This is a genomic window from Geobacillus stearothermophilus ATCC 12980 (assembly GCF_030369615.1).
Classification (GTDB): domain Bacteria; phylum Bacillota; class Bacilli; order Bacillales; family Anoxybacillaceae; genus Geobacillus; species Geobacillus stearothermophilus.
On the sequence record NZ_CP128494.1, the window covers coordinates 2,682,223 to 2,695,171 of the forward strand.

General features: G+C 47.4%; 11 protein-coding genes and 5 pseudogenes. 4 read left to right on the forward strand and 12 right to left on the reverse strand.

The window, feature by feature from the left end:
- Window positions 1–291 precede the first annotated feature (291 nt).
- From QSJ10_RS14545 to QSJ10_RS14565, 5 genes and pseudogenes are all read right to left on the reverse strand, one after another.
- Complete coding sequence (locus tag QSJ10_RS14545; protein ID WP_053532358.1) at window positions 292–1,212, reverse strand: DMT family transporter; 921 nt, start codon at window positions 1,210–1,212, stop codon at window positions 292–294.
- 484 nt (window positions 1,213–1,696) lie between these two features.
- Window positions 1,697–1,858 carry a YwzD family small protein gene (locus QSJ10_RS14550; protein WP_162839622.1) on the reverse strand — a complete coding sequence of 54 codons (162 nt, stop codon included), beginning with the start codon at window positions 1,856–1,858 and terminating at the stop codon, window positions 1,697–1,699.
- Between the two features lie 72 nt (window positions 1,859–1,930).
- A pseudogene (locus QSJ10_RS14555) lies at window positions 1,931–2,457 on the reverse strand (NAD-dependent epimerase/dehydratase family protein); the annotation flags it as partial.
- Window positions 2,457–2,714 (reverse strand): DUF2283 domain-containing protein, encoded by a 258-nt coding sequence (locus QSJ10_RS15665; protein WP_011888351.1) that lies wholly within the window; start codon window positions 2,712–2,714, stop codon window positions 2,457–2,459. The gene QSJ10_RS15665 and the pseudogene QSJ10_RS14555, both read right to left, overlap by 1 nt.
- Before the next feature lie 319 nt (window positions 2,715–3,033).
- A pseudogene (locus QSJ10_RS14565) lies at window positions 3,034–3,207 on the reverse strand (YifB family Mg chelatase-like AAA ATPase); the annotation flags it as partial.
- Between the two features lie 139 nt (window positions 3,208–3,346).
- Between QSJ10_RS14565 and QSJ10_RS14570 the strand changes: the two are divergent.
- Window positions 3,347–4,093 (forward strand): MurR/RpiR family transcriptional regulator, encoded by a 747-nt coding sequence (locus QSJ10_RS14570; protein ID WP_053532357.1) that lies wholly within the window; start codon window positions 3,347–3,349, stop codon window positions 4,091–4,093.
- A 521-nt stretch (window positions 4,094–4,614) separates the two neighbouring features.
- Here the strand turns inward: QSJ10_RS14570 and QSJ10_RS14575 are convergent.
- The gene (locus tag QSJ10_RS14575) at window positions 4,615–5,952 is read right to left on the reverse strand and encodes a radical SAM/SPASM domain-containing protein (protein ID WP_053532356.1); all 1,338 of its coding nucleotides are present in this window, start codon (window positions 5,950–5,952) and stop codon (window positions 4,615–4,617) included.
- Between the two features lie 167 nt (window positions 5,953–6,119).
- Between QSJ10_RS14575 and QSJ10_RS14580 the strand changes: the two are divergent.
- A pseudogene (locus tag QSJ10_RS14580) lies at window positions 6,120–6,308 on the forward strand (GntT/GntP/DsdX family permease); the annotation flags it as partial.
- A 250-nt stretch (window positions 6,309–6,558) separates the two neighbouring features.
- Window positions 6,559–7,436 (forward strand): annotated as a pseudogene (locus QSJ10_RS14585) (IS982 family transposase).
- Window positions 7,437–7,591: 155 nt separating this feature from the next.
- Here the strand turns inward: QSJ10_RS14585 and galU are convergent.
- The 3 genes from galU to QSJ10_RS14600 form a co-directional block, all read right to left on the reverse strand.
- Window positions 7,592–8,479, reverse strand: coding sequence for a UTP--glucose-1-phosphate uridylyltransferase GalU (gene galU, locus QSJ10_RS14590; RefSeq protein WP_053532611.1), 888 nt, complete (start codon window positions 8,477–8,479; stop codon window positions 7,592–7,594).
- 116 nt (window positions 8,480–8,595) lie between these two features.
- Complete coding sequence (locus tag QSJ10_RS14595) at window positions 8,596–9,276, reverse strand: hypothetical protein (RefSeq protein WP_053532608.1); 681 nt, start codon at window positions 9,274–9,276, stop codon at window positions 8,596–8,598.
- A gap of 414 nt (window positions 9,277–9,690) precedes the next feature.
- A complete protein-coding gene (locus QSJ10_RS14600) occupies window positions 9,691–10,455 on the reverse strand; it encodes a tyrosine-protein phosphatase (RefSeq protein ID WP_053532606.1) in 765 nt (254 codons plus the stop codon).
- Window positions 10,456–10,684: 229 nt separating this feature from the next.
- Here QSJ10_RS14600 and tagU point away from each other — a divergent pair, with 229 nt between their 5' ends.
- A complete protein-coding gene (gene tagU, locus QSJ10_RS14605; RefSeq protein WP_053532604.1) occupies window positions 10,685–11,626 on the forward strand; it encodes a polyisoprenyl-teichoic acid--peptidoglycan teichoic acid transferase TagU in 942 nt (313 codons plus the stop codon).
- A gap of 31 nt (window positions 11,627–11,657) precedes the next feature.
- Here the strand turns inward: tagU and QSJ10_RS14610 are convergent, their stop codons facing one another.
- The 3 genes and pseudogenes from QSJ10_RS14610 to QSJ10_RS14620 form a co-directional block, all read right to left on the reverse strand.
- The gene (locus QSJ10_RS14610; protein ID WP_230847132.1) at window positions 11,658–12,074 is read right to left on the reverse strand and encodes an SGNH/GDSL hydrolase family protein; all 417 of its coding nucleotides are present in this window, start codon (window positions 12,072–12,074) and stop codon (window positions 11,658–11,660) included.
- Window positions 12,075–12,082: 8 nt separating this feature from the next.
- Window positions 12,083–12,292: pseudogene (locus QSJ10_RS14615) on the reverse strand (Wzz/FepE/Etk N-terminal domain-containing protein); the annotation flags it as partial.
- Window positions 12,293–12,542: 250 nt separating this feature from the next.
- Window positions 12,543–12,908 (reverse strand): hypothetical protein, encoded by a 366-nt coding sequence (locus QSJ10_RS14620; RefSeq protein ID WP_053532602.1) that lies wholly within the window; start codon window positions 12,906–12,908, stop codon window positions 12,543–12,545.
- Between the last annotated feature and the right edge of the window lie 41 nt (window positions 12,909–12,949).

Genomic DNA, 12,949 nt, shown 5'->3' on the forward strand with positions numbered 1-12,949 from the left:
ATGAATCTCCCATTAGAGGAGCATTCCTGGAATGAAGAAAATCGGGGGAAAGTGTGAACATTGGTTGATTTATGCATAGATGATGGTTTTGCAAGGTACCGTCAAGAATTTTGGGTAATGCGAAGATAGATAAAAATAGATAGCGGACTGATTTTCTCCACACAGGGGACTGAATATTCAGTCTATTGCGCAGACAGAGGAAATCCCCTTGTTCATCGACAAGTGGCAGGCACCCACACAATCCCAAAGGAGAAGAACAATAAAAAACGGAGACCCTGCAAGCTCCGTGTTTTAATACTTTTTCCCTATCGCTTTCGAGCGATGAGCAAGCGCCCCGAATTCATCCAATACACCGCTGCCTAAAACGACGCCGAGCACAATCAAAATAAATCCCATCATTTGGGTAAGGGAAATCGATTCTCCGAGAAATAAATAAGCTCCCAGCAAAGAGAACAAAGGATTTAAATTAATGAAAATCGCCGATTCCACCGCGCCAATATGTTGAATCGCTTTGTTGTAAAACATATGGCCCAGCGCAGTGGCAAATACAGCGGAAGCAAGGAAGATCATCCATAGGGATGGTGTACCGCTTGCCAAGCTCGATAAGCCGTTCGGTTCCATCCACAAACTAATGAAAAATAAAAGCAAAGACCCAAACAACAACATCCAACCTGTCATCACACGCGCATCGACCGTTGCTTTTTTAATCATGATAAAACTGATTCCTTGCGATAATACGGCCAGAAATACATAAAAATCGCCAATGGACACATGGTGAATGCCGCTTTTGCCGTTTAACACGACAAACGCCACGCCGATAAACCCGAGGAAAATCCCAACAAACCGGAACACTGTAAGCCGATTGCCTAAAAAGATGGCCGCCAACACCGATGTCACCAGCGGAATAAGCCCTAAAATCAACCCAGCATTGGACGCTGTCGTTTTTGTTAATCCGAGCGCAAGAAAAAGGTGATGGGCAACGACACTGAACAAAGCAGCTATGCCAATATACATCACTTCCTTCCAAGTTAATTTCCGCAACTGCCCCATGAATAGCAAAATCAGAATCACAACGATCCCTGCAGTAAAAATCCGAAACGACGTTAACGTCACCGGCGAAAAATGTTCAACTAAAATCTTGATGGCAATCACGTTCAATCCCCAAACCATCATAATCAAGACGAGGGAGATATAAACGAACGATTTCGACATGTTTAAACTCCCCTCACGCAAAACATGAAGTCATAAAAAAACTATTTTGGAAAAGTACTGCCCAAAGATGCGGCATGCATTATTCTAGCAACCATCCAACGGAATGACAATCAAAGTGATATTCAACGGATGATAAATTGTTCGTGATCCATTCCTATAATATGTATGTGTTTCTTCACGACATCATGTTTGTTGTTTCCATTATGTAATATGAGTTGCGAATAACATCTGGTGCACCGAAGAGAGAAGCTTTCCCGATCCATCAACGTCACGATGATTGGGGGAACACTTTTTGCATTACCTTTTTTACAGATCAACAATAGCACATATGTTCGTTTGTGCGGAATAAAAAATTGCCGATCCGTCTCCTCCTACACGCTGTTTAGAAGAGAGAGGCTTCTCGAAGAAAATGTTACTTCTTGTTCTCAATAAAGAATTCCAAATGGTGACAGGCATGCAACGATGACATACATTCCTCTCAATACTACTTATGATTATTCCCTTTAAAAATTGGTTTTAACTGATGAACAAGCTCCTGAACCATGTCTTTCGCGGTAATATTGGCGGATAATTCCCCGCGTTGATACGCTTCGATTAATATATGTTTGAAACGCTCGGTTTCTGGTCGCAGAGGCTTTTTCTTCATAACAGAAGTCACCTCCAAATAGGAAAAATAAATGCAGCCTCCCGCTGAAATCATTCAGAGGGAGGCTTTCTATTATTCTGTATTTTGGCTATGCCACTTCCATGCACTTTCGATGATTTGTTCTAACGAATATTCCGCTTTCCAGCCGAGTTCTTCATAAATTTTTTGCGAGGATGCGACAAGGCGAGCCGGATCATCCAGACGGCGGGCGGTGGATTCAATAAAGGCTTTGCGGCCGGTTACTTTTTCACATGTTTCCATCACTTCTTTAACGGAATAGCCTAAGCCGTTGCCAAGGTGGTAAGCGGCGGTTTTCTTTTTGCCTGACAACAATGCTTCCAGTGCTAAAATATGCGCCTTCGCTAAATCGGTAACATGAATATAGTCACGAATGCATGTCCCGTCTGGAGTATCATAGTCCGTACCGAAAACGGAAATTTTGTCGCGCTGGCCTAACAAATGCTGCAAGACAAGCGGAATCAAATGTGTTTCCGGGTTATGGTCTTCACCAATTTCCCCCGACTCGTGCGCCCCAGCCGCATTAACGTAGCGAAGGATAATATAGTGGAATCCATTCCAGAGGCAAAATCGCCGAAAACTAATGGATTTGTTCGTTAATCATATGAAAATTAATATTCACCGGTATAAACTTCTTTATACGCTCAATATCCCGCTTCTTGTAGTCCATAATCACAATGCCAGTAATGACCTCATCCTCTTCAGAAAACCGGATAAACACACCAGGAGCTGCTTCGTCATCGTACGACACTTTTGGTTCGCCCAAATAAATATAAAGAACATCGTGATCATAGTCATAGGAGTATTTAACGTTTTCCTGTAAATTTTGGACGAACATAAATCGCACCTCCTGTCTCTTGGTTTAACCTGCTTTTGGCGATGACGGTAACAACGTCACCATACGCTTCATCTTCATGGTCGACAATAACGACCAACGCCTTTAGCGACTTAAACTTAGGCAATTGCACAAGATCTATATATTTTTGTCTTGTATCATGCTGATCGTCCGGATTATTTGGCAATATAAAACAAGGATCTTGAATGACGCTCTTGACCATATCTTCTTGGCCTATAAACTCTTCCCTTGTATGATCCCCACCAACAATATGATAATTCCACGTTGTGCTTTTAAGCCGCACCTCTCTGCCTAGAGGGTTCTCACATCCGAAAGCATAAAGCGAAACAAGAACACGTTCCTTTGCCTCTTTCACCGACGCATCCGGCAACCCAACAATCACCATCGCCGCAATCCCAGGCACCTCCTGCACCTTCACCTGCACCCGATACCCTTCTAACCCCCTTAACCCAATGCTTAAAATCTTCACCGTCACTCATCCATCCCTCCCAATCACAGAACATTAGTTCTCGCCCATCATTGTAATACCCTCCCATTTATCTTTCAATTACTAATATTTCGACAAATTTCGGGCGGTGACAGGCACCAAACCCAATAAGCAAAGGAGTCTCCATATGGGAAAACTTCTGGATCGATTTTCAAACTATATCGGCCAACTCACCCATGCAGAAAAACACGTTTTGTACTATATCGATGGACATGTGGAACAAGCGAAACAATTATCGCTAACTGCTATGGCGAAAAAAAACAACGTCAGCACCACCACCATCATCCGTATGTGTCATAAACTGGGCTTAGAAGGTTTCTCAGAGTTGAAATATATTCTGAAAACGATCGACGACCAAGCCATTCCGGTTGGAGAAAATACGATTGAACGGTACAAAGCCGATATGAATCAGACACTTGATTCGTTGGAACGAAAACATGCGGAAGAAATTAGCCAGTTGATTTTTGAGGCCAATCGGGTGTTGATTGTGGCAGTTGGTCTATCCAAAATGATCGGGGAATATTTTAGCAAACTTCTCATCCAAGTAAACAAACCGAGCTCGTATGTGTATGAATCACATATTATTGACCTTTTACCCAACATGGTTCAACCAAAAGATATGGTCATTTTCATTTCATCCAGCGGAGAGACAAAAACCATTGTGCAAGCGGCAGAGAAACTTCGCTTTAAAAACATCGAAACGGTAGCGATCACGAACAGCGCCGATAGTACATTAGCCAAGCTTGTACGAAAACATATCAGCGCCTACGTGCAACGTGTCCAGTTTGCAGGTTATGACCTATCTGCCCGTTCGACCCTCGTTGTTCTGATTGACATTTTATTTGAATTTTTCATGAAAAACTATAAAGCATAACCAGCGGTATCGAAACTGCCTTTAAGCCACGTTCACTTCATTCGCTGCAACAATTGATTAACCGCCTTTCCACCTGAATGGAGACTCGTAAAGGACGAGAAACAACTGTTTCTTGCCACACAATGTTCTCAAGAGCCATCGAGAGGAACATCAAATCGTTTTTCCAACTACATCACCATCCTTATTCATGCCATGAAGCACATAAAATGGCCCTTGTCTATTCGACAAGGGCCATTGTCATGATCAAATACTTTTTCGTTCACTTCATTTGGCGCATGGTTGATCGTGTATCTTCTTGAAAAAACGAAATCTTTTCGCATCGCGAGAAAAGGAATGCTTGATACATAGTGACGTCAGCCGGGAAAGAATCTTAAACCATTTCACAGCTTTTTCTCGGATCGCCTACCAAACCGTGGTTCTCTCCCATTCATCATTTCAAATGACCAGGCACTGATTTCGTCAGCCGCCCAGAATGGGACAACGCAACAGGCGATGCGGCAGGACGCAAAATACGCATATTCTCACCTCCCTTTCCCTTCATCTCGTACGAATGACTGCGCATCAATCAGCCGGAGCACTTCTTTGATTTTTCGCTTTTCGTGAGGGCAAGGACGATCCCCTGTTCGCAGGCGGTACAACGGGCAATGATTTCCTTGACACGCCGGCCGGAAAAAGCAAGCTTGGCACTGTTCATCCGTTTCCTCGCCTGACGTTACCCATAGAGCGAGCTTATCCATATCGACATCCATCGTTCCATCGGCATGCAGACGGCCGATACGGTTATATTCCTCGTCAAAGGCGCATGTGCATTTATACACTTGGCCGTCGGCCCCGATGACGAAGGAATGTGGCTTCGCCGCATAACAAACCGCCCCAGAAGGCATCAACATCGACTCCACCATCGAGCTCATCGAAAGTCCTTTCTTGATTCCGTATTCCGTCAACTCCCATATTTTCACCTCTGCCGTCCGATGGTCACAAACCGGCAACCGCTCATCATTCGCCCCGCCCCATCTCCCAACGGGACGGCAAAACAGCTGAAAACGCCGGTCCCCGGCAAAGTAACAAGCCAGCTCGTCTAAAAACAGCGGAATCCGGTCAAGGTTGTCTTCATCAAAATTGACCCGGATGTCCACTTCAAATGATTCGTCAAGCGTCTGAATATCACGCAAATGGCCAAGAATCGTCTCGTACGTCGGTCCCCGATTCGCCAGCACCCGCCGCACATCATGCACGTCTTTACTTCCATCAAGCGTCACCATAAAACGGGTCACTTCACACCGCAACAAACGCCGCATCGTTTCTTTCGACAAACCGTAGCCGTTCGTTGACATGTCCGCTTGATACGCAACGCCATACCGTTTCGTTTGTTCGATGATCACCGTGCTAATCTCTTCAATCACATCGATCGCCAACAGCGGTTCGCCGCCAAACCAGCTGACCGTCAAATGGGTGAGACGCGGAATCGTCTTCGTCAAAAAACGTTTCAACCCGTCAATGACCTCACGCTTCATCTGTCCGCGCAAAAACTCTTGATAACAATAGACACAACGGAAATTACACGCCTCCGTCGGCAAGATCACGAGATGCATCACATCCGTCCGGTGCAACGATTGATGCAAAAACTGCGCCCGTCGCTTCTCATCGACGTTCTCAGCGACAAGAAACCCACACTCCACCAGCGTTTGTTCCACCGGTGACAGTTCGCGGTCAATCCCGGTTCTCTTGAGCGCCTCAAGCACGGCGGCTCTCTCGCCTTCCGCCACCGCGCCAATCGCCCCTGTATAGCTATTGTAGAGAATCAATTCACCTTGCTTCGTTTGCGCCATCGCGTTAAATCGGGACGGAATCCACTTCATGTCTCCAACACCTTTTTGTTTACCATTCTATCAATCCTTGCCGTTTTCCGCTGTTAAATCGGTCACATTGGTACTCCTAGACAACCTCATTCATCAAGCTGCGGCACAGGCTAGACCGGCCATCGCCAAAGCGGCAAAGGCAATGGACAAATAGGCAACACTAAAGAGCCGCACAGTCAGCCGCCCTAGGAGCTATGATCTTCTCGTATTTTAACGATAGCCTATTCTGGGTCATTAACCGTATGCTTGGAATAAAAGAAGTGAAAGAACAAATTTTAACATGGTCAATTCCAACAACTCTTGCATGGGATGTATCCTTAATCACGCTACTAATCGTTAATGCATTTTTTGGATAATATATAACTCACATTTCGCACCCTCTCGACGAAAATCGGGAGGATTTTTTCGTTCCGATGTCGAATGAATCCTTGACACACAAGGAACGTAAAGGAGTTTTTCTCTTATGAACGTTCAAGTCAAAAAGGTCTATCGCAATTCTTATTTACCCGTGGTGCTAGATAAACTTGAGCAAGCATAAAAATAGCCCTTGCTGGCGGATCTCCTGTAGAATGAAAGTGCGACCTGCCATTCGAAAGGAGAATCCCCATGCAAGAGCACTTTCATTTTACTACAGATCGAGCCAAGATTCAAAAGCAATATGCCGCCATTTTCGTTTTTGTTTCTGCTCAACTTTCATGCATTCAGGTGCATCTTCATCGTCGAAATCGCCATTTGGTCAAGCAAGAGGACGCTGTCATCATCGCCATTCATCTTTTAGGAAAGCTGCTCGGTTTTACATCCGAACGGGCATGGCATCGTTTTGTCACGGGAAATTTGTTCACAAACGGCTCGTTTCTCGAACGTTCCCGGTATAACCGCGCTGCCGGGCGCTTGGCTTCGCTATCAAATGGATCCGTCATGAGCTGGCAAAACGCGGTCAACATCATGCCTATGCCGTCGTTGACAGCTTGCCGCTCCCGTTGTGCCATACGGCAAGAATGCATCGCGTCAAACGGTTTCAAGAGATCGCCGACATCGGGTATTGCGCTTCCAAAAAGCAATGGTACTACGGGTTGAAGCTGCACCTTCAAGTGACCGATCAAGGGCTGCCGATGGGATATGTTGTCACTGAAGCGTCTTGTCACGACCGGGTGGCCGCTGAAACCGTCATGACGCAAATTCCACATCCGTATAACTTCGGTGACAAAGGGTATATCAGCCAAACGCTGCGAAAGAAGCTGTACGAAGAGCACCGAGTCGCGTTTTGGACGCCCGTCCGAAACAATCAGCGAATTCGCCAATCGGATGCATGGAAACAATGGATGAAGCGAAAACGTAAAGTGGTGGAAACCGTGTTTTCGATTTTAGTCGATTCGTATCGGATCACCAAGATTCGCGCGAACTCGGTTTCTGGATTTGAAACGGCACTGGATGGTATTTTACTGGCTTACTCACTTGTTGTTCTCGGGCTAGTTGAGCGCTAAAGCTCAACTAGCACCACGGGTGTTTGCTTTTTGATTTCTTATTGTGTACTGCACATCTATTGCAACTGCGTATTCCCTAAAAAAATCATTTTTTTTTGCTGGAGCTAACCCCCACTTTCTATCTCTCCTCCTAAATTATTGATTACAGGAGTCCCTTAAACTTCTCCAAAGTCCTTTTCTTTTTTAAGAATTTGTTCCATAAATTGAATCAAATCTTCTCTTAACTCCTCATTCTGCAACGCAAACTCAATCGTCGTCTTAATAAACCCGATCTTTTCTCCGACGTCATAACGCTTGCCTTCAAATTCGTAGGCAAACACACGCTGAATTTCGTTCAGCTTTTGAATCGCGTCGGTGAGCTGGATTTCGCCGCCGGCGCCGGCTTCTTGTTTTTCAAGGAATAAGAAGATTTCCGGTGTAAGTATGTATCTTCCCATAATGGCTAAGTTCGATGGCGCGGTGCCTGGCGCTGGTTTTTCGACGAATTGGCGGACTTGGTAGCGGCGTCCGTTTTGTTCGCTCGGGTCGATGATGCCGTAGCGGTGTGTTTCGTTGTCAGGTACTTTTTTGACGCCAATCACAGAGCTAAGTGTTTGTTCGTATTGATCGATTAATTGTTTTAAACACGGCGTTTCCGCTTGGACGATGTCGTCACCAAGCAGAACGGCAAACGGTTCGTCGCCGATAAAGTTGCGCGCGCACCAGACGGCGTGGCCGAGCCCTTTCGGTTCTTTTTGACGAATGTAGTGAATGTCGACTTTCGATGGCTCTTTTACTTTTTCGAGTAAGTCGTATTTGCCTTTTTCAATTAAGTTTTGTTCAAGTTCAAACGCGTTGTCGAAATGGTCTTCGATGGCGCGTTTTCCTTTCCCTGTGACGATGATAATATCTTCAATCCCTGATGCGATTGCTTCTTCAACGATGTATTGAATCGTTGGCTTGTCAACAATCGGAAGCATTTCTTTCGGCATCGCTTTCGTTGCTGGCAAAAATCTTGTGCCGAGCCCCGCTGCCGGGATGATTGCTTTGCGTACTTTTTTCATGTGGTACGTAACCCCCTATGTATAGTTGGGCCCCTATGCCCCCGCGCATCGGTGCAACCGCAGCTGCGCCGATGCGCCGATGCATATGGGCATAAAAAACAGCCCCTTTTCGGGACTTAGTTTGGCAGTTTTGATTTCAGATTTAAAATTTCTTTTTCATGATCGATCAGTTTGTCAAACATCACATCGGATCGGCGCTGCAAGTACGAGACGGTGACATCGACGGATTTTCTGATGCTCGTGACATCGTTTAAAATGAGGGCTTGATTGTGTTTGGAAATGCGCAGCTCTTCGAGGATTCGCTCTTGCATCTGCTTCATGCCGGCCATCTCGTGTTCTAGTGTTTGTTGGCCTTGTTGCAGCTGGGTGATGTCTTTTTGGATTTGGGAGACCGTCGTTTCCAATGTCCGTTGGCCTTCTTGGAGCTGAATGACCTCACGCTGCAATGCATTCTGGCCTTCTTGCAACTGGACAATGTCTTTTTGAATTTGGGAAACCGTCGTTTCCAATGTCCGTTGGCCTTCTTGCAGTTGGGCGACATCACGCTGCAACGCCTTCTGCCCTTCTTGAAGCTGGGCAACGTCCTTTTGAATTTGGGAAACCGTGGTTTCTAATGTCTGTTGGCCTTGTTGCAGTTGGGTGACATCCTTCTGAAGTTGTGATACGTCTTGCTGCAGCTGCGATACGTCTTGACGAATGTGCCCGACTGCGCCTTCCAACCGCTCAAGCCTGTCGTGGACTGGTTTCAGTTCTTCTTGCAAGACGGAACGAAGCAATTCTTTCAGCTCTTGGCTCATGGCTTCACCTCCCTGATCTGATTATAGCATGGCCAGTGAAACACATAGAAACAAAGTCAGTTAGATCGGGCATCTAACCCGCCCTCACGCCACACCCTCGACGACGGGCGTCTAAGGTGCCGGGACCGTCATCGTCCCCACCCACGGCATGGCCGAGTGCCTCCGTTGATAACGGTAAGGAGACATCACCGGAAAAAGCGCGAAGCAAGAAAACGGCCTGTCTTTAAGACAAAGAAGCCGCTGCTAGGAATCTCTCGCCGCGCGCCGAATTGTCTTAAAGAAAGAGCCGCTGCTATTGGATGCCGTTCGACATGATCCTGAATCGTTCTACAAGAAACAAGCCATGTTTCGACACCGAACGGACAAAAAAAGAAGTATCTCTTCTACTTTTTTATATCATACTCCCAACTATTTCTAAAAGAGGCCGAGGAACTTTTTCTTTCTCACTCGCTGCGGCTCATCGCGGAATACGGCTTGGCCGCGGATGAGCTGCTCGGCGTTTTCGCGGAAGTAGTGGAGCGCCTCGGTGCCGAATTCTTTGCGGACCGTTTCGTACGCCTCGCGAAGGCGGAACGGCCGCGTTTTCGTGTTATGGACGTCCGAGGCAATGAAGTGGGCCAAGTTCGCTTCGATCAGCTGAAAGGAGAACGTTTTGATGTTCTTGCCGAAATGGCCTGTAACGCTTGATGCCGTCAGCTGGGTCAAGGCGCCGCGTTTGACGAGCTGGTACAGACGCTCTGGATATTCGATGATTTCAACGTTTCGCTCCGGATGGGCGATGATCGGGGTGAACCCTTTTACTTGCGCATCAAAGAGGAGCTGTTCCGCATACTTCGGCACATGATCGGACGGAAATTCGATCAAAATGTATGGCGTATCGGCAAGCGTCATCACCTCGCCGCGAGCCAGGCCGTCAAGCAAGTCGCCGTGGATGCGCACTTCCTGGCCTGGAAGCACGTTCAAGGTAATGCCGCGCCGTTTCAATTCGTCGTTCAACTCAGTTGCCAAGGAAAGGACAGCTGGTCTTGGGTTTTCATACGTCCCATTTTGATGATGGGGAGTGGCAATGATCGTCGTGATTCCTTCCTTGGCCGCAGCCTGCGCCATGGCGATGGCGTTCTCCATCGCAGCCGCTCCGTCGTCAACACCGGGCAAGATATGGCTGTGAATATCGATCATCGTCCACTCCTCCTTTTTTCGCTCTGCTAAACATCTATGTATGGTAACATAGGAAAAACAGTCTATCAATGGGAGGAATTTGTCTAGTGTTGTCGAAACAAAAGGGAGTTCCCATTGGTAATAGGATCCATAAGGAAACGATTGAAAGTTCAGTTGTCTTCACTCGGAAAACGGTCTATAATCGAAATGGCATGCACGAAAATTTCGCAATGGAAAAGGAAGAGTGCGCATGAGAGCAGAACGTCGAAAAAAGAAGAAAACATGGCTCCGCTGGGTGGCGGGATTGCTTGTCGTGTTATTCGCTGGAGCGGGAATATTCGCCTATTCTATTTATCATCATGTGAAACAGACGGCAAACCAAATGCACGAGAACGTCAACTGGGAGTCGGAGAAGCGGAAAGAGGACGTTTCGTTTGAACGGAAAACGCCGATTTCCATTTTGTTGATCGGTGTCGATGAACGCAAAGGGGATCGCGGGCGTGCAGATACGCTGATTGTCATGACGGTGAATCCGAACAAGCAGTCGATTGAGATGGTCAGCGTGCCGCGCGACACGAGAACAGAGATTATCGGGAAAGGGACGGAAGATAAAATCAACCACTCGTACGCCTTCGGCGGGGTGGAGATGACGATGGCGACGGTGGAGCATTTCTTAGATATTCCGATTGACTATTACATTAAAGTCAACATGGAAAGCTTCCGCGACATCGTGAATGCCGTCGGCGGGGTGACGGTGAACAACCCGTTCGCGTTTACGTATGAAGGAACGCATTTCCCGAAAGGCGAGATTACATTGAACGGAGACGAAGCGCTGAAATATTCGCGCATGCGCTACGACGACCCGCGCGGCGATTTCGGGCGCCAGGACCGGCAAAAGCAGATCATTCAAGCGATTATTGAGAAAGGCGCCAGCTTCTCGTCGCTCACAAACTACAGCGATGTGCTCGCGGCGATCGGGAAAAACGTGAAAACGAACTTGACGTTTGAGGAAATGAAAGACATTCAGGCGAATTACAAAGACGCCCGCAAGCACATTAAGCAGCTGCATATTACGGGACAAGAGACGAAAATCAACGGCATTTATTACTTGCTTGTGCCGGAGAGCGAACGGTTGGCGATTTCAAATGAGTTGAAGGAGCATCTGGAGTTGAAGGCAACAGCGGCGAAGTAAATGAGACGCGCACCTTGTAAGGTGCGCGTTTTTATTGGGCGATGAAGCGCTTGGCGAGCGCATTGGCCCACACTTTGGCGCCTTCTGCGGTCGGCAGGTCGGTTTGCGGGTCGACATAGCGGTTCAGTTCTTCGCTTTGATCGTCGGGCCAGGCGGGCCAATGGTTGAGATACGGATAGCCGTTCTCATTGGCGAACGCTTCGAGCCGTTCCACTTGACGCGGATAGTAGGTCGCGTTGTAAATCGGGTTCGGCGGCTGCAAGATCACGACCGCATTCGGGGCGGCGGATTTGAGCTGGTCGATGATCGATTGGATGTGGGCGAGCGTGTCGTCGATCATCACGACGCCGTTGTCGTTTAATAAAAACGGTTCAAGCAAGACAAGATCCGGCTTATCCTTGGCCCAGTCGGCGGCGATACGCTGCCGATCGGCGTCGGCGGTCGTCAAACCGTCGTATTCGTGGACGGTGATGTGAAACTGTAGAGCTGCTGCTCCGATTTCGCTTGGTTGACGAGAATTTGTGTCGATGCCTGATAAATCGGCGTTAATAGAAAATAGCTGACCACACCGCTTACAACGGTCGCTAGCGCGGTGATCAGGACGATGAGCCAAAGCCGTTTGCGCAATGTTTCGAACAGCTCACGCAGGCTGATTGTTTCTTCCACCAGTATTCCCCCTCTCTTGTCTGTCTCCTTCTTGGTTGACGTTCGCGGTACGTACGCCCCCTCTGATGCAAAAGGGAAGGTTGTACAAATGTTTCCTCCGCAAGAACATCCCGATGTTCGACCTCTGTCCCGATCTTTCGAACATGAATCGACATTCCCATTATAGCGAATGAAGCGAAACATATCTAGCCGAAATCGGTACTAATTTTGGCCAAATGAAAAGGCCGCCTCGATCGGCAGCCTTTTTTCGTTATTCGTCTATATTATCTTTGTCGTTAGCGTCTTGCGGGTCTTCAATTGGGTCTTCGCGGTCCGGAACCGTATCGCGCTCATCATCGCCCGGTCCGTTGTTCGTGTCATCTCCCGGCGGGAGTTGATTGTTTTGGTTGTCGTTCAAATCAACATCGCGGTTGTCCGGGATGCCGTCATTGTCTTTGTCGTTGTCGACGTCATCGTCTTGGTTGATGTCATCGGCCGGGTTCACGTCTAGGTCGTTGACATCGTTTTTATTGTTGTTTGGCGGCGGCGGATTGTCTTTGTCGCCATTGCATCCGGACGCTAAAAAGAGGGCGACGATGGCGCTGAACAGTTTGAACAGCAACGCCTTTTTTTTCATGGCACCTTCTCCTTTCTTCGTGTTGTTGTGACCTTATGTAA